The 20,442-nt window shown below is 64.6% G+C and carries 15 protein-coding genes and 1 pseudogene; 4 read left to right on the top strand and 12 right to left on the bottom strand.

Annotation, left to right across the window (positions count from 1 at the left end; genetic code table 11):
• Nucleotide 1: 1 nt before the first annotated feature.
• From addB to trxA, 3 genes are all read left to right on the top strand, one after another.
• A complete protein-coding gene (addB, locus tag AC07Y0_RS20005; protein ID WP_498679418.1) occupies nt 2-3,193 on the top strand; it encodes a double-strand break repair protein AddB in 3,192 nt (1,063 codons plus the stop codon).
• Nucleotides 3,183-6,737 (top strand): double-strand break repair helicase AddA, encoded by a 3,555-nt coding sequence (gene addA / locus AC07Y0_RS20010; RefSeq protein WP_498679419.1) that lies wholly within the window; start codon nt 3,183-3,185, stop codon nt 6,735-6,737. The genes addB and addA overlap by 11 nt, the downstream gene beginning before the upstream one ends.
• Before the next feature lie 76 nt (nt 6,738-6,813).
• Nucleotides 6,814-7,134, top strand: coding sequence for a thioredoxin (trxA, locus tag AC07Y0_RS20015; RefSeq protein ID WP_498679420.1), 321 nt, complete (start codon nt 6,814-6,816; stop codon nt 7,132-7,134).
• Between the two features lie 48 nt (nt 7,135-7,182).
• Here the strand turns inward: trxA and AC07Y0_RS20020 are convergent, their stop codons facing one another.
• The 8 genes from AC07Y0_RS20020 to AC07Y0_RS20055 form a co-directional block, all read right to left on the bottom strand.
• Entirely contained in the window at nt 7,183-8,526 is a 1,344-nt protein-coding gene (locus AC07Y0_RS20020; RefSeq protein ID WP_498679421.1) for a bifunctional folylpolyglutamate synthase/dihydrofolate synthase, read from the bottom strand.
• Nucleotides 8,527-8,572: 46 nt separating this feature from the next.
• A complete protein-coding gene (gene accD, locus AC07Y0_RS20025) occupies nt 8,573-9,481 on the bottom strand; it encodes an acetyl-CoA carboxylase, carboxyltransferase subunit beta (RefSeq protein ID WP_498679422.1) in 909 nt (302 codons plus the stop codon).
• Between the two features lie 38 nt (nt 9,482-9,519).
• The gene (gene trpA / locus AC07Y0_RS20030) at nt 9,520-10,359 is read right to left on the bottom strand and encodes a tryptophan synthase subunit alpha (protein WP_454748171.1); all 840 of its coding nucleotides are present in this window, start codon (nt 10,357-10,359) and stop codon (nt 9,520-9,522) included.
• Nucleotide 10,360: 1 nt separating this feature from the next.
• Nucleotides 10,361-11,581, bottom strand: coding sequence for a tryptophan synthase subunit beta (gene trpB / locus AC07Y0_RS20035; protein ID WP_498679423.1), 1,221 nt, complete (start codon nt 11,579-11,581; stop codon nt 10,361-10,363).
• Nucleotides 11,578-12,252 carry a phosphoribosylanthranilate isomerase gene (locus AC07Y0_RS20040; RefSeq protein WP_498679424.1) on the bottom strand — a complete coding sequence of 225 codons (675 nt, stop codon included), beginning with the start codon at nt 12,250-12,252 and terminating at the stop codon, nt 11,578-11,580. Before AC07Y0_RS20040 ends, trpB begins: the two co-directional genes overlap by 4 nt.
• 72 nt (nt 12,253-12,324) lie before the next feature.
• Nucleotides 12,325-13,080 (bottom strand): M48 family metallopeptidase, encoded by a 756-nt coding sequence (locus AC07Y0_RS20045; protein WP_498679425.1) that lies wholly within the window; start codon nt 13,078-13,080, stop codon nt 12,325-12,327.
• A gap of 83 nt (nt 13,081-13,163) precedes the next feature.
• Nucleotides 13,164-13,592, bottom strand: a complete 429-nt coding sequence (locus tag AC07Y0_RS20050) for a DUF2852 domain-containing protein (protein WP_498680289.1) — start codon at nt 13,590-13,592, stop codon at nt 13,164-13,166.
• A gap of 136 nt (nt 13,593-13,728) precedes the next feature.
• Entirely contained in the window at nt 13,729-15,009 is a 1,281-nt protein-coding gene (locus tag AC07Y0_RS20055) for a polyhydroxyalkanoate depolymerase (protein ID WP_498679426.1), read from the bottom strand.
• 328 nt (nt 15,010-15,337) lie between these two features.
• Between AC07Y0_RS20055 and AC07Y0_RS20060 the strand changes: the two are divergent.
• A pseudogene (locus AC07Y0_RS20060) lies at nt 15,338-15,783 on the top strand (nitroreductase family protein).
• Between the two features lie 63 nt (nt 15,784-15,846).
• Here AC07Y0_RS20060 and gyrB read toward each other — a convergent pair.
• The 4 genes from gyrB to mltA all read right to left on the bottom strand — a co-directional run bounded on the left by gyrB (nt 15,847) and on the right by mltA (nt 20,442).
• Entirely contained in the window at nt 15,847-18,282 is a 2,436-nt protein-coding gene (gene gyrB, locus AC07Y0_RS20065; RefSeq protein WP_498679427.1) for a DNA topoisomerase (ATP-hydrolyzing) subunit B, read from the bottom strand.
• A gap of 140 nt (nt 18,283-18,422) precedes the next feature.
• Entirely contained in the window at nt 18,423-18,788 is a 366-nt protein-coding gene (locus AC07Y0_RS20070; protein ID WP_498679428.1) for a helix-turn-helix domain-containing protein, read from the bottom strand.
• Nucleotides 18,785-19,339 carry a Smr/MutS family protein gene (locus tag AC07Y0_RS20075; RefSeq protein ID WP_498679429.1) on the bottom strand — a complete coding sequence of 185 codons (555 nt, stop codon included), beginning with the start codon at nt 19,337-19,339 and terminating at the stop codon, nt 18,785-18,787. The genes AC07Y0_RS20070 and AC07Y0_RS20075 overlap by 4 nt, the downstream gene beginning before the upstream one ends.
• The gene (gene mltA, locus AC07Y0_RS20080) at nt 19,339-20,442 is read right to left on the bottom strand and encodes a murein transglycosylase A (protein WP_498679430.1); all 1,104 of its coding nucleotides are present in this window, start codon (nt 20,440-20,442) and stop codon (nt 19,339-19,341) included. Before mltA ends, AC07Y0_RS20075 begins: the two co-directional genes overlap by 1 nt.

Raw genomic sequence — 20,442 nt, forward strand, 5'->3', positions numbered from 1 at the left:
GATGGCACGGGCGCACCAACCGCGTGTCCTGACGATACCGGCCGGGCTCCCCTTCCTGAAGGTGCTGGCGGCGAGGCTGCTCGACGGAACGCTGGCACCGGACTACCACTACGATCCCGGCGATCCGCTGTCGCTCGCCCGAGTAACCATTCTCGTGCCGACACGGCGCGCGGCGCGCGTTCTGCGCTCCGAATTCGTCGACCTGCTGGGCGGCCGATCCGCCATTCTGCCGATCATCCGGCCGTTGGGCGAAACAGAGGAGGATGGCGGCTTCTTTGAGGCCGATGCCCCGGCCCTGCTCGACCTTGCGCCCCCGGTCAGCGGCACAGTCATGCTGCTGGAACTGGCGCGCCTCATCCTCGCCTGGCGCAATCAGCTGCCGGCGATCGTCCGCAGCATTCATGCCGATACCCCGCTCGTCGCGCCGGCGAGCCCCGCCGATGCCGTGTGGCTGGCCCGCGCCCTTGCCGAGCTGATCGACGCCGTCGAGACGGAAGGCCGCGACTGGGCGGATCTGGTCAAGCTCGACGTCCGCGACTTTGCTTCCTGGTGGCAGCTGACGGTCGAATTCCTCAAGATCGCCACGGCCTTCTGGCCGGCCCGGCTGGACGAGCTGATGCGCTCCTCGCCCGCCCGCCATCGCGACGCGGTGCTGAAGGCCGAAGCACAGCGTCTCGCAAAGCAGGAAAGCGGCCATCCCGTCATCGTCGCCGGTTCCACCGGGTCGATCCCGGCAGCGGCCGACCTCATCGCCGCGATTGCCGCGCGGCCGGAGGGCGTCGTCGTGCTTCCCGGGCTGGACACCGTGATGTCGCCCGAGGACTGGCTGAAGGTCGGCCTTGAACCGGAGGCCGGCAGGCCCGCCGAACCGGCGAGCCGGGGCCATCCGCAATACGGCCTGTTCCGCCTCCTGCAGCACCTGCAGGTCGACCGGACCGAGGTGGAACCGCTCGGCTCGGCAGACACCGCGCTTGCCGAGCGCGCCGAGGTCCTGTCGCGCGCCATGGCGCCGGCAGGCGCCACGGATGCCTGGCAGGCATGGCGGACCGGCTTTGGGGACGAACGCCTGGAGCGGGCCTTTGCCGAGGTGGCGCTGATCGAGGCGGCCAACGAGCGCGAGGAGGCGACGGCGATCGCCATTGCGCTTCGCCTCGGTCTCGAGCAGCCCGGCGCCGATGGCGGCGAAAGCCGGGTGGCGCTGATCACGCCGGACCGGGCGCTGGCACGGCGGGCGACCGCCGAGCTCGCGCGGTTCGGCATCATCGCCGACGATTCGGCCGGCACGCCGTTTAGCGCCACACAGCAGGGAATCCTCACCCAGCTTCTGCTCGAAGCGACCTTGCGCCCCGGCGATCCGGTGCCGCTGGTGTCCGTCCTGAAACATCCGCTCTCCCGCTTCGGCCTGGCGCACGACGCCTATCGCGAGGCAGCCGACGCCCTGGAGATGATCGCCCTTCGCGGCGGTATCCAGACGGTCGATCTCAGCACCCTGCCCGCTCTTCTCGAACAAAGGCTCGCCGAGCAGGCCACCGACCGCCATGCGCCGCAATGGCGTCTCTCGCTGTCGGCCGAATCAATCGAGGGCGCGCGCGATCTGGCTACACGCATAACGCAGGCGGTCGAACCACTGGTTTCCGTTCTGGTGCGCATTGCCGACGGACGCGTGCTGACCGACAAGCTGGCGCTCGGCGACTGGGCCGGGCGGACCGGACGCGTGCTCGAAGCAGTTTGCGCCGACGAGCGCGGCGACCTGTCGGCACTCTGGTCGGATGAAGCCGGCGAGACGCTGGCCAGCCATCTCGGCGAGATCATGTCGGCCGACGGACGGATCGAGGCCGACGGGCCGCAATGGATCGACATATTCGGTGCGCTGACGGCGAGCGAAGCGGTCAAGCCGAAGGCCATGCGGCATCCCCGCGTCTTCGTCTTCGGCGCGCTCGAGGCGCGGCTGCAAAGCGTCGACATGCTGGTCATCGGCGGGCTGAACGAAGGCTCCTGGCCGGGTCAGACCACCAACAACCCTTTCCTCTCGCGCATGATGAAGGCCGAGATCGGGCTGGAACCGCCCGAGCGACGGATCGGCCAGCTGGCCCATGATTTCCAGATGGCGAGCGGCACCCGGCGTCTCGTCTACTCGCGCGCGCTTCGCCAGGGGTCCGCCCCGACGGTCGCCTCCCGCTGGCTGCAGCGGCTGGCGGCGCTCGGCGGCCGCGAATTCGAAAGCCGGCTCAAGACGCGGGGCGATGCCTACCGGCACTATGCAGCAATGCTCGATCGCAGCGAAGCCCAGGCCCCGGCGCAGCGCCCCGCGCCCAGGCCGCCAGCGGCATTACAACCGAGGCAATTTTCCTTCAGCGAGGTCGGGGCCTTCCGGCGCGATCCCTATGCGCTCTATGCCCGCCGCATCCTGAAACTCGACCCGGTCGACGGATTCAACCAGGATCCCGGTGCTGCCGAGCGCGGCACGCTGTATCACAGGATCATCGAGCGTTTCGTCAGCGAGGGCCATGATCCGGCCGACCCACACTCCCTCATCGCGATGCAACGGATCGTCGATACGCTTTTCGTCGCCGAAGGGCTGCCGGTCCATATAGACATCGTCTGGCGGCAGCGGTTCGCCAGCGTCGGCCGTGCCTTTGTCGCCTGGGAACGCGAACGGAGGCCGGAGATCCGCAAGACGCTGACCGAGGCGCGCGGACGCATCGAGCTGCAGAACGGCATCACATTGACCGGTGTCGCCGACCGCATCGACCTCAAGGGGGCAAGCCATGCCGACATCATCGATTACAAGACGGGACTGAGCCCCAGCGTCGCACAGGCGCGCAGCCTGCTCGACCCGCAGCTCGCCCTGGAGGCGGCCGCACTGCGTGCCGGGGCTTTCCGAGATGCCGGTCGGCTCAGCCCCGAGAACCTTCTCTATGTCCGCCTGAAGCCCGCCGACAGCCTTCTCGTGGACCAGGTGAACAACGAATTCACCGGTCGCGGCGACAACAAGAAGTCGGCGACCGATCTCGCCGATCAATCGATCGAAGAGCTGGCGAAGTTCATCGAGGCGCTGAGAAGCGGCGAACGAGGCTATGTCTCGCGGCTCATTCCGGCGCAGCAGAACGATTACGGCGGCGAATACGACCATCTCGCGCGCGTGGCCGAATGGTCGACCGCCGAAAGCGAGGAGGCCGCCGATGTCGAGTGACGACACCCTGCTCCCGGCAGGCGACGATCCATCCGAATGGCTCGACTGGACGACGCTGCAGCAGGCGGTCGCCTCCGATCCGGAGCGGTCGGCCTGGGTGTCGGCCAATGCCGGATCGGGCAAGACCCATGTCCTGACCCAGCGGGTCATCCGCCTGTTGCTGGCCGGCGCGAGACCGTCCTCGATCCTCTGCCTCACCTATACTAAGGCCGCCGCGTCGGAGATGTCGAACCGCGTCTTCTCCCGGCTCGCCGAATGGGCCACCCTGCCGGACGACGTGCTGGCGGAAAGGCTCTATGCCATCGAGCGCCGCCGGCCGGACCGCATCAAGCGCGCCGAGGCGCGCCGGCTGTTCGCCCGGGCGCTAGAGACGCCGGGCGGCCTCAAGATCCAGACCATCCACGCCTTCTGTGAGGCGCTGCTGCATCAGTTTCCCCTGGAAGCCAATGTCGCCGGCCACTTCACCGTGCTCGACGACCGGGCCGCCTATGCGGTCCTTGCCGAAGCGCGGCGCACGCTGCTGACCGCAACCTCCGCCGAGGACGACGCCGTGCTGGCCGAGGCCTTCTCGCAGGTTCTCAGCATCGCCGACGAAAGCGGCCTCGAAACCCTATTGGGAGACCTCGTGGCCAATCGCCACGCGGTGAGAGCCTTCACCCGCCTGGCGGAGAAGGCCGGCGGGGCGGATGCGCTGCTGCGCAAGGGGCTCGCGATCGATCCCGGTGAAAGCGAAGACAGCCTGCTGCAGGAGAGCTGGCCCCTGCCCTCCCTGCCGGGACCTGTCCTCACGGAATACATTCTTCTGGCTCGCGACAAGGGCGGCAAGACGGTCCAGGAGGTCGCCGACCTGCTGGAGATGGCGGCACACGAGCCCGACCCGCGCAAGCGCATCGATCTCGTCGAGGCGGTCTTTTTCACCAAGGGCGGCAAGCCGAAGGCGGATACCTCGCTGATCGCCGCGGCCATGACCAAGGCGGCACCGCACCTGCGCGATGCCATGCTCGAAGCCCGGGAGCATTTTACCGCCTTTCAGGACCGCCTGCGGATCTTGCGCATGTTCCAGGCGACCATGGCGGCACTGATTCTCGCCGAACGACTCGACGAGGACTACGAGGAGCTGAAGAAGAAGCGCAGCCAGCTCGACTTCGAGGATCTGATCGTGCGCACCGCCGAACTGCTGCTGCGCAGCGATGTCGGACCCTGGGTGCACTACAAGCTCGACCAGGGCATCGATCACATCCTCGTCGACGAAGCCCAGGACACCAGCCCGGTGCAGTGGTCGGTCATCCGTTCGCTGCGGGAGGACTTCTTCTCCGGCGAGAGCGCGCGCAGCCTGACGCGCACCTTCTTTGCCGTCGGCGACGAGAAACAGTCGATCTATTCCTTCCAGGGCGCGCGCCCGGAGCGTTTCTCCGAGGAGGCATCGGTCACGGCCCGGGCCGTGGCAGCCGGAAGCCAGACCTTCAGCGCGGTGCGCCTGCCGCTTTCCTTCCGCTCGACCATGGCGGTGCTCTCGGCCGTCGACCAGGTCTTTTCCGTTGCCGCCAACGCCCGTGGCCTCAGCGCCGGCGGCGACAGTGTTGTCCACATGTCGAGCCGCATCGGCCATCCCGGTGCGGTTGACCTGTGGAACATGATCGCGGCCGAGCAGATCGACAAGACGGAGGACTGGACGGCCCCCTTCGACGCAACGCCGGAAAGCGCCCCGTCGGCGATCCTGGCGCGGCGCATTGCTTTTGCGATCGAGCAGATGATCGGCAAGCAGACCATCGTCGAGAAGGGCAAACGCCGGGCGATCCGCGCCGGCGACATCCTCGTTCTGGTCCGCAAGCGCGACAGCTTCGTCAATGCCCTGACCCGCGCGCTCAAGCGGCGCAACAATATTCCGGTCGCCGGCGCCGACCGGCTGAAGCTCACCTCGCACATCGCCGTGCAGGACCTGCTGGCGCTCGGCCGGTTCATCCTGCTCCCGGCCGACGACCTGTCGCTTGCGGCCTTGATGAAGAGCCCGCTGTTCAACCACAGCGAGGACGACCTCTTCGAACTGGCTGCCAACCGGCCAGAAAACTGCGGTCTCTGGTCCCATCTTCAGCGGTCAGCGGACGAGATGCCGATCCGCTGGAGCGAGACCACCGGGCGCCTGCGCGAGTTTCTCACCCTGTCGCAATCCCTGCCGGTGCATGACTTCTATGCCCGCGTACTCGGCATGCATGGCGGGCGACGCGCCTATCTGGCCCGCCTCGGCAGCGAGGTCAGCGATATTCTCGACGAGTTCCTGAGCTTCGCGCTTGCCTTCGAGACGGCCGGGCTTCCTGGACTGCAGGCCTTCGTCTCCACCCTCGAGACCGAGGCGCCGGAGGTGAAGCGCGAGCAGGACAAGGATCGCGACGAAGTCCGGATCATGACAGTGCACGCCTCGAAGGGACTGGAAGCGCCGATCGTTTTCCTGGTCGATGGCGGCGGCAAGCCCTTCAACCACAGCCATCTCGCCAAGTTCCGGCTGATCGATGCCGGCAACGGCCTGCCGCCCCTGCCGATCTGGGTCCCCAACAAGGCGCTGTCAAATTCTCTGACGGACGCCGACGTCGAACGCCGCAAACAGATGGCGGAGGAGGAATATCGCCGCCTTCTCTACGTGGCGATGACGCGCGCGGCGGACCGGCTGGTGATCTGCGGCTATCGCGGCGTGCGCGAACCCGGCGAGATCTGGCACCAGATGATCGCCGATGCCCTGCGCGACAAGACGGACTACTGCTCGGAAGTCCAGTTCTCCGGTCCGGACGGCGACTGGGACGGCCTGAGCTGGCGGCTGCCGGGCCTCGAGAAGGAATTCGAGACGGAGGACGTCCGGACCGTCGATGCACTCGACGACCTCCTGCCCGATGCGCTTCTGCGCCCGCTTCCCGTGACCCCTGGCCTGCCTCGGCCGCTCAGCCCCTCCGGCGCCGGCACGATAGTCATCGACGAAGCAGACGACGCGCTGGTCACCTCGCCCCTGTTTGCCGAACGCGAAGCGGCCGGCATTGCCCTTCAGAAGGGCCGGCTGATCCACCGCATGCTGCAAATGTTGCCGCAGATTCCCGCTGGAGAACGCGAAGCCGCCGCCCGCCGCTATGCGGCCCGGGCAGCCCGGTTCTGGCCGTCCACGGAACGGGAAGCCCTTGTCTCGACGATCACGGCAGTGCTCAACCACCCTGCCCTCGGACCGGTGTTCTCCAGCGATGGCCAGGCCGAGGTCTCGGTCATGGGCAGCTTCCTGCTGAACGGCGAAGAACGGGCCGTTTCCGGCCGCATCGACCGCATGGCGGTGGTCGAGGGTCGCGTCGTGCTCGTCGACTACAAGACCAATCGTAGCGCGCCCCGAAGTGCCGCCGACGCCCCCCTGTCGCACCGCGCCCAGCTGGCGATCTATCGCGGGATCCTGCGGCCGCTCTATCCCGACAGCACCTTCGATTGCCTCCTGGTCTATACCGAAACCGGCACGGTCATCACGCTCGACGAGGACACGCTGGCGCAATCGCTTGCCGCGCTCAAGACATCGTGAGATACCGCATATTGAAATCAGGGCCGGATACCATCACATATCTAGTCAAAACCAATTACCGGCAAAGGAGCAGCCCATGGCTACGGTAAAAGTCGACAATTCCAATTTTCAGGCTGAAGTTCTCGATTCGGCAGAGCCCGTGGTCGTTGATTTCTGGGCCGAATGGTGCGGCCCGTGCAAGATGATCGCCCCGAGCCTTGAGGAAATTTCCAACGAGATGGCCGGCAAGGTGAAGGTCGTGAAGATCAACATCGACGAAAACCCGGAAATCGCCGCCAAGTTCGGCGTGCGCTCCATCCCGACCCTTGCCATTTTCAAGGGCGGTGAAGTGGCCGACATCAAGGTCGGCGCCGCACCGAAGACCGCGCTCACCAGCTGGATTTCCAGCGCCGCCTGATCGGTATTGTCACTGCATCGAAAAAGCCGGGAGAAATCCCGGCTTTCTTCATTTGGGGGGTGTGCCGTTGTCGGCGAGAACATTGCCGACGAGATAGAGCGAGCCGCCGATCAGGATGCGCGGCGCCGGCATGTCGGGATCGATCCGCTCGCAGATCTCCTCAAGCGCCTCGGCTACTGTCGACATCGGCGCAGCCACCAGGCCGGCATCGAAGGCCGCATGAGCCAGCGCCACCGGATCGAGCGCCGCATCCGTGCCCCGGATCGGCACGGTGAACACGTCCTGGGCGATGTCCGCGAAGGCGCGGAAATAGCCAACTGGATCCTTCGTGTTGATCATCCCGGTAATCAGGTAGAGCGGCCGCGACTGGCGCTCCTCGAAACCGGCCATCGCCTCGGCGATCACCTCCCCGGCACCGGGATTGTGGCCGCCGTCGACCCAGATTTCCGCTCCCTCCGGCGCGTGGGCGATCAGACTGCCGTCCGTCAGCCGCTGCAGCCGTCCCGGCCATTCGACCGAGGTCATCGCCTTCTCGGCAATGGCATTGGAAACCTCGAAGCCGGCCGCCTTGACGGCACGGATTGCCGCTGCCGCATTGCCATACTGGTGGCGTCCCGGAAGCCGCGGCAAGGGCAGATCCATCAGGCCGAATTCGTCCTGGTAGACCAGCCTGCCGAATTCTTCATGCGCGCCGAAATCCTGGCCGAACACCGCGTGCGGGCATCCCAGCCGTTCGGCCGTGGCCACCAGAACCTCGCGGGCGGAATCATATTCCTGCTGGCCGATGACGACCGGATAGCCCTTCTTCATGATGCCCGCCTTCTCGGCGGCGATCAGTTCGACCCGGTCGCCGAGATAGGGCTGATGGTCGAGCGAAATCGGCATGATGACCGATACGGCCGGGGCCTCGATCACATTGGTCGCGTCGAACCGGCCGCCAAGACCGACTTCGATGATCGCCACATCGGCCGGCTGCTCGGAAAAGAGCAGGAAGGTTGCGGCGGTGAGAATCTCGAAGACGGTGATCTGCTGGCCGCCATTCGCGTCGGCGATGCGCCTGAGCACGCTGGCAAAGACGTCGTCATCGACGAACTGGCCAGGTCCACCCTTGACGCCGATGCGATAGCGTTCGTGCCAGCGCACCAGGTGCGGCGAGGTGTGGACATGGACCGAGAGGCCCTGCGCCTCGAGCAGCGCCCGACAGAAGGCCGTGACCGAGCCCTTGCCGTTCGTGCCGGCCACGTGGATGACGGGCGGCAGCCTGTGCTGCGGGTTCCCGAGTACCTCCAGCAGCCGCCGGATGCGTTCGAGGGATAGGTCGAAGCCCTTGGGGTGCAACCCCATGAGCTCGTCGATTACCTGTTCTGCCTTGCTGAAGGCGGGCTCGGCCATGTTCAAGATTCCGCTGCTTCGCCTCGATCGGCAGAAGGGTTCCGGCTTACGCCGAAACCTTCCGGGGTTCGGCCTTCGCGGCCGGCACAAGGTCGCCGACGCCCACCGGACGCTTCAACATGATCTTCAGCACCCGCGCCAGCAATGACGGGATGTCGTGGCGCTTCGCCACCATGTCGATCATGCCGTGCTCCAGCAGGTATTCCGATGTCTGGAAGCCTTCCGGCAGCTTTTCGCGGATGGTCTGCTCGATCACGCGTTTGCCGGCAAAACAGATTTCCGCACCCGGCTCGGCAATATGCAGGTCGCCCAGCATGGCGTAGGAGGCCGTGACCCCGCCGGTGGTCGGATTGGTCAGGACGACGATGTAGGGCAGGCCCGCTTCCTTCAGCATGTCGACCGCGACCGTGGTGCGCGGCAGTTGCATCAGCGACAGGATGCCTTCCTGCATGCGTGCGCCGCCTGAGGCCGGGAACATGACCAGCGGGCACTTTTCGGCGATCGCGCGCTCGAAGGCCTTGACGATCGCTTCGCCAGCGGCAATGCCAAGCGAACCGCCCATGAAGTTGAATTCGTGCACGACGGCGACGAGCTTGACGCCCTCGACGGTGCCGACGCCGGAGAGGATCGTGTCCTCCTGGTCGGTCTTCACCCGGCTGTCCTTCAGACGGTCGGCATATTTCTTCGAATCGCGGAACTTCAGCGGGTCCTGCGCCACCTTGGGCTGCGGCAGGGCCTCGAACTGGCCGCCGTCGAAAAGGTCGACCAGGCGCGCCTTGGCCGGCATCTTCATGTGGTAGCCCGAGGCGGGGATCACCCACTTGTTCTCTTCGAGGTCCTTGTGGAAGACCATCTCGCCGGTTTCGGGGCACTTGATCCAGAGATTGTCGGGAACCTCGCGGCGGCCCAGCATGGAATTGATCCGCGGGCGCACGTAATTGGTAATCCAGTTCACTTGGCTAACTCCTGACTGTCCCAGTCCATATGGGAAGACTATTCGGCAGCGGCAAGGCGGGCGGCATGAACGCCGGCCGAAAGGCCACGCACGAAGGTGGCGACCGACTGCACCGTATCGGCGGAGGCTTTGCCATCCTTGTCGAGCGAGGTCGCGACCTGATTGACGATTGCGGTGCCGACGACGACGCCATCGGCATTGGCGCCGATCAGGCGGGCGTGCTCGGCAGTCTTGACGCCGAAACCGACGCAGACGGGCAGATCGGTCTGGCTCTTGATCCGGCCGACGGCGCCGGCGATCTTCGACGGATCGGGCAACGCCGAGCCGGTGATGCCGGTCATCGACACGTAGTAGACGAAGCCGGACGTGTTGGTCAGCACCTTGGGCAGGCGCTTGTCATCGGTCGTCGGCGTCGTCAGGCGAATGAAGTTGATGTCGCGCTTGCGGGCCGGGATGCAGAGTTCGTCGTCCATTTCGGCCGGCAGGTCGACGATGATCAGGCCATCGATGCCGGCTTCGAGCGCGTCATCGAGGAAGCGTTCGACGCCGTAGACGTAGACCGGATTGTAGTAGCCCATGATGACGATCGGCGTCGTGTCGTCGCCCTTGCGGAATTCGCGCGCCATCTGCAGCGTCTTCTTCATCGTCTGGCCGCCCTTCAGAGCGCGCTGGCCGGCCATCTGGATGGCGGGACCGTCGGCCATCGGATCGGAAAACGGCGCGCCGAGCTCGATGACGTCGGCGCCGGCGCCGGGAAGCGCCTTCATGATTTCCAGCGAGGTTTCGTAGTCCGGATCGCCGCCCATGAAATAGGTGACGAGCGCCGGCCGGCCCTCAGCCTTCAGTGCGGCGAATTTCTTGTCCATGCGAGCGGTCATGTCAGAGCCCCATACCGAGAATCTTGCCGACGGTGAAGATATCCTTGTCGCCGCGGCCACAGAGATTCATCACGATGATCTGGTCCTTGTCCATCTTCGGCGCGCGCTTGATGACTTCGGCCAGCGCATGGCTCGGCTCGAGCGCGGGAATGATGCCTTCGGTGCGGGTCAGCATCTGGAACGCCGCCAGCGCCTCGGTGTCCATGATCGGTACGTATTCGACGCGGCCCTGATCTTTCAGCCAGGAATGCTCCGGGCCGATGCCCGGATAGTCGAGGCCGGCCGAGATCGAATGGCCTTCCTTGATCTGGCCGTCGCCGTCCTGCAGCAGATAGGTGCGGTTGCCATGCAGAACGCCCGGCGAACCGGCGGTCAGCGAGGCGCAATGTTCTTCGCCGTCGAGGCCCTTGCCGCCGGCTTCGACGCCGACGATCTTGACCGAGGCGTCGTCGAGGAAAGGATGGAACAGGCCGATGGCGTTGGACCCGCCGCCGACGGCAGCCACCAGCATGTCCGGCAGCCGGCCTTCGGCCGCCATCATCTGTTCGCGGGTTTCGCGGCCGATGACGGACTGGAAGTCACGGACCATTTCCGGATAGGGGTGCGGACCGGCGGCGGTGCCGATCATGTAATAGGTGTCGTCGACATTGGTGACCCAGTCGCGCAGCGCCTCGTTCATCGCGTCCTTCAGCGTGCCGTGGCCGGAGGTGACGGGCCGCACTTCGGCGCCGAGAAGCTTCATGCGGAAGACGTTCGGCGCCTGGCGCTCCACGTCGGTCGCGCCCATGTAGACGACGCAGGGGATGCCGAAACGCGCGGCAACGGTCGCCGAGGCGACCCCGTGCTGGCCGGCACCGGTCTCGGCGATGATGCGGGTCTTGCCCATGCGCTTGGCGAGCAGGATCTGGCCAAGGCAGTTGTTGATCTTGTGGCTGCCGGTGTGGTTCAGCTCGTCGCGCTTGAAGTAGATCTTCGCGCCGCCCAGCTCTTCCGTCAGCCGCTCGGCGAAATAGAGCGGGCTCGGACGACCGGTATAATGCGTGTTGAGGTGTGCGAGCTCGGCCTGGAATTCCGCATCGGTCTTCGCCTTTTCCCACTCGGCCTGCAGGTCGAGGATCAGCGGCATCAGGGTTTCGGCGACGAAGCGGCCGCCGAAGATGCCGAACAGGCCGTCCTCGTCGGGTCCTTCACGGAAGGAATTGGGTCTCGGTGTCTCGTTCACTGTGCGCTCCCTGAAGCCGGCTCGCGAACCGAAGCCCGTTCGACTGCCGCGAAAAACTCGTCCATCTTGTCCAGATCCTTGACGCCCGGTGCACTCTCCACCCCGGACGACACATCAATGCCGCGCGCGCCTGTTTCCCGCAGCGCATCGGCAATGTTGTCCTTGTTGAGCCCACCGGAAAGCATGTAATCGACATCGGCGTCAAGCGTTCGCAGGACGCGCCAGTCGAACGACACGCCGTTGCCGCCCGGCAGATCAGACCCCGCCGGCGGCTTGGCGTCGAACAGGAACCGATCGGCAATACCGATATAGGGCTCGATCCGCTTCAGGTCATCGGGCTCGCGGATGGAAAATGCCTTCATCACCGGAAGACCGGTGACGGCCTTGATGGTCAGCACCCGCTGCGGGCTTTCCTCGCCATGGAACTGCAGGATGTCCGGCCGCACGAGCGCGATGATCTCGTCGAGATCGTCATTGTCGGCATCGACGGTGACGGCGACGATCTTGGCCCGTCCCCTCGCCCGATCGGCCAGCACGCCGGCGAGGTCCGGCTCGATGTTGCGCGGGCTCTTGCCGAAGAAAATGAAGCCGACATGCGTCGCGCCCCGTTCGACGGCACGATCCACCGCCTCCGGCGTCTTCAATCCGCAGATCTTGATATCGGGTCTCATGGCAGCGGAAGTCGCACGAAAACGCAAAAGAGTCGAGCCAATTTGCGACGGTGGCGGTTCAGCCTGGCGACTTCAATCGAAGTCGATGGCGTGGAGCTTCGTGCCGTGCCGCTTCAGCCAGGTCTTGGCGGTCTCCATGTGCGGGCAGAGATCGCGGCACAGCGACCAGAAGGCCGGCCCGTGGTTCATCTCCCTCAGATGGGCGACCTCATGGGCGGCCAGGTAATCGATCACCGGCGGCGGTGCCATGACGATGCGCCAGGAAAAACTGAGCGCTCCATCCCAGGAACAGGAACCCCAGCGGCTACGGGTGTCCTTCATCGTCAGCGATTTGTACGGACGCCCGACGGCCTTGGCATGGCCGGCGACCAGAACCTCCAGGTCGCGCCGCGCTTCCTTCTTGAAGAAATCGCCGATCCTGCGCCCGAGATGCTCCTCCATCCCGCTGACGCTCAGAACCGGGCCGATGTCGGAATCGATGGCTTCGGTCAGACCGCGCAGCCGGCCGGAATGAATGATGCGGTGGGGCACGCCGCGCAGCAGGATTTCGCCGCCGTCGGACAGGCGCGTGTCGGACGAAAACTTCGCAAGTTTTACTTCGAGCCAACCGCGGTGGCGTTCGAGAAAGTCGGCGATCTCGCGTTCCCTGAGACCCGGCGGAACGGTCATCTTCAGACCCCGGCCGCCCGGCTCGATGCGCAGCGTGATGCGCGTGGCCCGCGGGTTGCTGCGGATCACCAACGGCATTTCGCGGCCGCTCACCGCGAGAACGCGGCTCGAACTTGCCGGCGCCTTTGCCCGGGCCGTCTTCTGCAGGAAGGAAAACATGGGTCTCGTCTTAGCCGATTCGCCGATCGCGCGCATGAAAAAGGCCGGCACCTTGGGGCGCCGGCCATCGCTTTCCGGAAGGATCAGACGCCCGAGGCGCCGGAGGTCACGTCGCCGTTGCGACGTTCGGCGGCCCGATCGCGCATGAAGCGGTCGAATTCTTCCTGATCCTTGGCGCGGCGCAGCTCACGTGCATACCGGTCGAAGTCGGCGCGCATCTCATCGAGCTTGCGGCGTTCCTCTTCCAGGCGGTCGAGTTCGGCCTTGCGCCAATCGTCGAAGGCCACATTGCCGGTCGTGAAATGCGCGCCGCGGAATCCGCCGCTGCGGCATTTGCTGAACAGGCCGTCGGCCGTCTGGTTGGCGCTCTGCTTGAAGGAGCGGAACCGATCGCCAAAGACAATATAGGCCAACATGGCCAGGCCGAGCGGCCAGAACACCACGAAGCCGAGCACCATCAAGGCAACGGTCGCCGGCGTCCAATCCGGCCGAAGCAATGCTGACTGGTTCATCATCGATTACCCTCGCTTTCGTCGGCGGCGCTATGCCATCCGATGAAATCGATGTGGGAAACGCCCCCCTTGGGTTCAAGGAGAGCGTTTTCGCAATCGGCTAATGTACTGAAACCCTCACGAAAAACGTGAGTCGTCAGGCGGACTTGCCGCCCTTGATGACCCGCTTGACCGGGCTCTGCTTCACGCCGCGGCTCTGCTGCGTCGCAAAGGCGATGATGCGCGGGGCGATTTCCTTGCGGAACCGCGACCCGTTGAACACGCCATAGTGTCCGACATCCGGCTGCAGATAGTGCATGCGCTTGTCATCGGGAATGTTCGGGCAGATCGTCTGCGCCGCGCGGGTCTGGCCGACGCCGGAAATGTCGTCATTCTCGCCTTCGACGGTGAGCAGCCCGACATTGCGGATCGCCTTGGTATCGACCAGCTTTCCACGATGCAGCATCTCGCCCTTCGGCAGCGCGTGCTTGATGAAAACTGTATCGACCGTCTGCAGGTAGAATTCGGCGGTCAGGTCCATCACGGCCAGGTATTCGTCGTAGAAATCGCGGTGCTTCTCGGCCGAATCCCCGTCATTCTTGACGAGGTGCATGTAGAAGTCCTTGTGTGCGATCATGTGCCGGTCGAGGTTCATCGACATGAATCCCGACAATTGCAGGAAGCCCGGATAGACGGCGCGCATGAAGCCCGGCTGCGGCCAGGGCACGTTCATGATGACATTGTCCCTGAACCAGTCGAGCGGCTTGTTCTGGGCGAGCTCGTTGACCGCGGTCGGGTTGATGCGGGTATCGATCGGGCCTCCCATCAGCGTCATTGAGGCCGGCGCGAGCGGATCGCCCTTGGCCTCCATCACCGCCACCGCCGCAAGCACCGGGACCGAGGGCTGGCAGACGGCCACCAGATGCGTGTCGGTTCCGAGATGACGAACCATCTCGATGACGTAGTCGATGTAGTCGTCGAGATCAAAGCCGCCATCCGTGACCGGGACCATGCGGGCATCGAGCCAGTCGGTGATGTAGACGTCGGCGTTTTGCATCAGCGCTTCGACGGTGCCGCGCAGCAGCGTGGCATAGTGGCCAGACATCGGCGCGACGACCAGGATGCGCGGGCCAGGAGCCGTACCGGCAGGCAGGTCGCGGTGAAAATGGATCAGGTTGCAGAACGGCTTCTGCCAGACGACTTCTTCGCGCACGGCGACGGTCTGGCCGTTCACCGTCGTGGTGGCCAGGCCGAATTCCGGCTTGCCGTAGCGACGCGTCACCCGTTCGAATACTTCCAGTCCCGCTGCCATCGTCCGCCCGACGACCGTGTGGGACAGGGGATTGAGCGGGTTGCGGTAGGCGATCCGCATAGCATCGGCCGTGGCCCGGAAGGGAGCCATGACCGCGTGGTTCATTTCATAGAGCTGGTAGAACATGAAACTTCGCCGCCTTTTCGTTTCTGCTGTGTCGTGATTTGCCAGTCGATCTTCAAAACTAGCAGAGTTTGGTTAATTAGTAACATCTTTGTTCAAACCCGACCCCCTAATCTTAGGGATGGATCACGATACGTTTTGAACTGAGAATTGCACGGAGGCGTTAAAGTTCCACCGGCGAAGCTGGTTAACACCCCTGCCTTGCCTCACCCTGTCGGGCGCCAGTCTTCACATAGCGCCTTGCAAGCGCGGCCTCGGCTCATATCTAACCCTTGTCGCCGTCGCGAATCGCAGGCCTGTCCCTCGCCTTCCATCCGGAGTTCTCAACACCATGACTACAAGCAACAGCCGCACGTCCGAATTCGACATCGATCCGATGTTTCTCGATCGCTGGTCGCCCCGTGCCTTTACCGGCGAGGCGATGGACAAGACGGTGCTGTTGACCATTCTCGAGGCAGCGCATTGGGCGCCATCCGCCAGCAACTACCAGCCCTGGCGCTTCATCTACACCTTGAACACCGAGCCCGACTGGGACCGCTTCATCGGGTTGCTGAACGAATCGAACCAGGTTTGGGCCAGGTCAGCATCGGCGCTGGTCTTCCTGTTTTCGGACAGCTTGAGCCGCAGGGATGACGGATCCGAGCCGAAGCCGCGGTCGCCATCGGCAAGCGCGCCAACCCGGCCGACCTGCCGGATCACCTCAAGGCACGCGAAGTGCCGAACCGCCGCAAGGATCTCTCCGAAGTCGCCTTCGCCGGCACGTTCCCGCGCGACTGATCGGCCGCGCATTAACCAATTGTTTCACGTGAATCACCCTTTAGCCGGATTCACGTGAATTTTTTAGATGTCGAGGTTGGCAACGCTCAGGGCGTTCTCCTGGATGAACTCGCGGCGCGGTTCGACTTCGTCACCCATGAGCCGTGCGAACAGGCTGTCGGCATCGGTCGCGTCGTTGACCCTCACCTGCAGCAGCGAGCGTACGTTCGGATCGAGCGTCGTTTCCCAGAGCTGCTCGGCGTTCATCTCGCCGAGACCTTTGTAGCGCTGCATCGTGAGACCCTTGCGGCCGACGGCGAAGATCGACGAGAGCAAGGCGCGCGGACCGGAGATCTCGTTCTTTTCTTCCTTGCGCGTGAGGATCGGCGGAGCGCCGTATATGTCGTGAAGCCGCGTGTAGAGCTGGTCGATATGGCGCGCATCGGCCGAGCCGATCAGGGCGACATCGAGATTGGCCGTCTCCTTGACGCCGCGCACCATACGCTCGAAGCGCAGGCCACCCTCTTCCGTCACGTGGCCACTCCAGCCGCGCTCCGTCTCTTCGGCGATCAGGTCGAGGCGCTTGGCCACGTCGGCGGCCGTCGCTTCCGCCCGTGCGCGGTTGTCGGTCAGTTCCGGATTGAGCGCGCCGGAGATCGCCGCCTGCTCGATGACGTTGCGGTTGTAGCGCGAATGCAGGTTTTCGATCAGCGTGCGCAGGCGCAAGGCGTCCTGGATGACTTCGCGCAGATCGTGGCCGGCGCGAACTTCGCCATTGCCGAGCGTGAGCGTCGTGTCCTCGAGACCCATGGAGATCAGATAGTCTTCCAGGGCCTGCTCGTTCTTCAGGTATTGGACCGATTTGCCGCGCGCCACCTTATAGAGCGGCGGCTGGGCAATGTAGATGTGCCCACGCTCGATCAGTTCCGGCATCTGGCGGAAGAAGAAGGTCAAAAGCAGGGTGCGAATATGCGCGCCGTCGACGTCTGCGTCCGTCATGATGATGATCTTGTGGTAGCGCAGCTTGTCGGCGTTGAACTCGTCCTTACCGATCGAGGTGCCGAGCGCGGTGATCAGCGTGCCGATTTCCTGACTCGACAGCATGCGGTCGAAGCGGGCTCGCTCGACGTTGAGGATCTTGCCGCGCAGCGGCAGGATGGCCTGGCTCTCGCGCGAGCGGCCCTGCTTGGCCGAGCCGCCTGCGGAGTCACCCTCGACGAGAAAGAGTTCGGATTTCGACGGATCGCGTTCGGAACAGTCGGCGAGCTTGCCGGGAAGCGAGGCGATGTCGAGGACGCCCTTGCGGCGCGTCAACTCGCGGGCGCGCCGTGCGGCCTCGCGTGCGGCAGCGGCTTCCACCACCTTGCCGACGAGGATCTTCGCTTCCGCCGGATGCTCCTCCAGCCAGGTGCTGAGCGCTTCGCTCACCAGGCTTTCGACCACCGGGCGGACTTCGGAGGAGACCAGCTTGTCCTTGGTCTGCGACGAGAATTTTGGATCCGGCACCTTGACCGAGAGCACGGCGGTCAGACCTTCGCGGCAGTCGTCGCCGGTCAGGCTGACCTTTTCCTTCTTCATCACGCCGGAGCTGTCGGCATACGACGTGATCTGGCGAGTCAGCGCAGCACGGAAGCCGGCCAGGTGGGTACCGCCGTCGCGCTGAGGAATGTTGTTGGTGAAGCACAGCATGTTCTCGTGGTAGCTGTCGTTCCACCACATAGCGACTTCGACGGAAATGCCGTCCTTCTCGCTGCGGATCGCCACCGGCTTTTCCACGAGCGGTTTCTTCGCCCGGTCGAGGTAGACGACGAAAGCCTCGAGGCCGCCGTCATAGACCATCTCTTCCTGGCGGATGTCGGAATGCCGCTTATCGGTCAGAAGGATGCGGACGCCGGAATTGAGGAAAGCGAGCTCGCGCAAGCGATGCTCCAGCGTGCCGTAGTCGAAATCAATATTGGTGAAGGTCTCGGGGCTCGGCAGGAAGGTGACCTCCGTGCCCGAGCGACCCTCATATTCACCGGTTACCGCCAGCGGCGCATCCGGCACGCCGTGGGTGAAGCTCATTTCGCAGATCTTGCCGGCGCGGCGGATCTTCAGCTTGAGCTTGACCGAAAGCGCATTGACGACCGAGACGCCAACGCCATGCAGACCGCCCGAGACCTTGTAGGAATTCTGGTCGAACTTGCCGCCGGCATGCAGCTGGGTCATGATGACTTCGGCGGCCGAGACGCCCTCGCCGGTGTGGATGTCCGTCGGAATGCCGCGGCCGTTGTCGGTGACCGTGACAGAGCCGTCGGCATTCAGCGTCACCGTGACGATATCGGCATGGCCGGCCAGCGCTTCGTCGATCGCGTTGTCGACGACTTCGTAGACCATGTGATGCAGGCCGGAACCATCGTCGGTATCACCGATATACATGCCGGGGCGCTTGCGGACGGCGTCCAGGCCCTTCAGCACCTTGATCGAATCCGCACCATATTCGGCTGACGCGGCGTTTTCGGCGATCGGTGTGTCGGTCATTCAGCAATCTTTCCAGTCATATATTCAACGGGCCTGATCCACGAATCAGCGGGTTCGGGCGAATGGACTATAAGAGGTTTGAGGCAAGTTCCAAATGCGGGATCCGGAAATCCCGTGGATATGCGGCCCTTCTCGGGCCGTCAGGCAGGTTTTCCCGCCCCCTTGAGCAGGTTTCTCAATTCCCTTACCACATCCGGCGTGAGGACGCGAATCTTCCGGGCCAGATCATTCGCCAGCGCGGTGTATTCGGCCGGCATTCCGGCCGTGTCGACCACCACGCGCGGATCGGAGGCATCGGCCACCATGAACAGCTCTTCGGCCTCGTCCCAGATGATGTTGAAGTAGCCGGCCACGCGTTGCAGGAAATCGAAATTCGGCCTCCCCCGTCGGCCGTGTTCCAGCGCCGAGAGATAGGCCGGCGAAACGCCGAGCGCCGCCGCCATCTCCTTCTGCGACACGCCCTTCCTCTCCCGAAGACGGCGCAAGGCCTCGCCGAACGGGGTCATCGGCGGTCTTCCGCGCTGCGCGACAGACGGACGTAGAGCGCCCCCTCGCCGCCATGTTGCCGTGCCGCCGTCTCATAGGAGGAGATGAGATAGCGAAACTCGGTCTTGGCGAACCACAGAGGAACAGCCCGCTTGAGGGCACCGTCGCTGCCGAGTGAACTTCCCTTGCCGGTGATCACCAGCACATGGCGCAAACCGCGCTCATGCGCTCGGATCAGGAAGTCGAGGAGGATGCCGTGCGCCTCGCTCTGGATGAGACCGTGCAAATCGATGCGGGCTTCCAGCGCCAGGTGGCCGCGCGAGAGCTTGCGCTTCACCGGCTTCTCCAGCGGGTGATGCACGCCACCCGGCTTTTTCTGCGGCTCGGGTGCAGCGGCCTGCCCGGCTGGGTTCACGGCCGGCGGCTGCGCGCCGGTCGACATGACCGGCTCTGCGAGTTCGTCCTCGAACTCCAGCAGGTCCTCGAGGCGACCAGGCATGGGTCGGGTCGAGCGTGCGACCTTGCCCCACAGGATGCGATCTTCCGCGTTGAGTTTGCCCCTACCCGCCACTAGCCGAACCTCGATGCCGCCTGCTTCGGGACGAGTATATAGAAATCGGCCGCATTGCGAACCGCACCCGCCAACTCGCCGGCCTCGTCGCCGGAGCCGGTGAAGATGTCACCCCGGGCCGGGCCGACAATGGCCGAGCCGGTCTCCAGCGCCAGCATCAGCCGCGCGAAGGGCTTTCCCTCGTCCAGCCTGGTCAGGCTCTCGGCGTGAATGAAAAAGGGATAGCCGAAACCATGGATCAGCCGGTCGACGGCCAGCGAACGGCCCGCGACCAGCGGCACCTTCGCGGCGGCAATCGGCCCGAGGCTCGTATCCTCGACCTCCGCCTCGCGGAAGAAGATATAGGACCGGTTCTGCCAGAACAGATCGTCGGCCTCATTCGGATGGGCGGCCAGCCAGGCGCGGATCGCCTGCATGGAAATCTCCGCCATCGGGATTTCGCCGCGATCGACCAGCAGTTTGCCGATGGCCGTGAACGGATGGCCGGCCTTTGCCGCATAGGTGATGCGGTTCAACCGGCCGTCCGGAAACCGCAGCCTGGCCGCACCCTGAACATGGGTGAAGAAGACGTCGACCTTCGACTTCGCCCAGGCGATTTCAAGGTCTCGCCCTTCGAGATAACCCTGATCGATGGCCCGGCGGTCGGGATAGGCGACAATCCCGTCCGCAGTCCGGCGGCCGAAGAGGTAGCTGCCATCGAGATCCGCCGGTCGGTTGGCGTCATCGAGATCAACCAGATCGTCCGGCCGCCGATAGAAGGGAAAACGAAAGACCGCGTCGCGTTCGGCTGCGACCTCGACCTCCGGTTCGTAAAAGGCGGTGACGAAGCCACGCGCGCCTTGATCCGGTTCGATCAGGAAGGGCCGACACTCGGCCTCGAAGAAGGCGCGGGCCTCCGCGGCACTCGTCGGCTTCACCAGCGCCGCGGCATCCAGCAAGGGCATCAGATCGTCGGAGGACAAACCGCTTTCACCGGTGCGATAGGGTTTTACGCTGATGATGTGCTCGCGGCATCGGGCGAGCGCCGGGAAGAGCGGGGTTGGATCATCCTCGTCCCAGCCGGGCAAAGCATCGAAGCCGGCCGGCCGGAGACGAAAACCCAT

This window comes from Allorhizobium sp. GW101-3B10 (assembly GCF_059424725.1).

What these genes read in the sequence shown, in the direction of transcription:
- addB (WP_498679418.1), top strand. Translation starts at nt 2, where the DNA reads ATGGCACGGGCGCACCAACCGCGTGTCCTGACGATACCGGCCGGGCTC.
- addA (WP_498679419.1), top strand. Translation starts at nt 3,183, where the DNA reads ATGTCGAGTGACGACACCCTGCTCCCGGCAGGCGACGATCCATCCGAA.
- trxA (WP_498679420.1), top strand. Translation starts at nt 6,814, where the DNA reads ATGGCTACGGTAAAAGTCGACAATTCCAATTTTCAGGCTGAAGTTCTC.
- AC07Y0_RS20020 (WP_498679421.1), bottom strand. Translation starts at nt 8,526, where the DNA reads ATGGCCGAGCCCGCCTTCAGCAAGGCAGAACAGGTAATCGACGAGCTC.
- trpA (WP_454748171.1), bottom strand. Translation starts at nt 10,359, where the DNA reads ATGACCGCTCGCATGGACAAGAAATTCGCCGCACTGAAGGCTGAGGGC.
- AC07Y0_RS20040 (WP_498679424.1), bottom strand. Translation starts at nt 12,252, where the DNA reads ATGAGACCCGATATCAAGATCTGCGGATTGAAGACGCCGGAGGCGGTG.
- AC07Y0_RS20045 (WP_498679425.1), bottom strand. Translation starts at nt 13,080, where the DNA reads ATGTTTTCCTTCCTGCAGAAGACGGCCCGGGCAAAGGCGCCGGCAAGT.
- AC07Y0_RS20050 (WP_498680289.1), bottom strand. Translation starts at nt 13,592, where the DNA reads ATGAACCAGTCAGCATTGCTTCGGCCGGATTGGACGCCGGCGACCGTT.
- AC07Y0_RS20055 (WP_498679426.1), bottom strand. Translation starts at nt 15,009, where the DNA reads ATGTTCTACCAGCTCTATGAAATGAACCACGCGGTCATGGCTCCCTTC.
- gyrB (WP_498679427.1), bottom strand. Translation starts at nt 18,282, where the DNA reads ATGACCGACACACCGATCGCCGAAAACGCCGCGTCAGCCGAATATGGT.
- AC07Y0_RS20070 (WP_498679428.1), bottom strand. Translation starts at nt 18,788, where the DNA reads ATGACCCCGTTCGGCGAGGCCTTGCGCCGTCTTCGGGAGAGGAAGGGC.
- mltA (WP_498679430.1), bottom strand. Translation starts at nt 20,442, where the DNA reads ATGGGTTTTCGTCTCCGGCCGGCCGGCTTCGATGCTTTGCCCGGCTGG.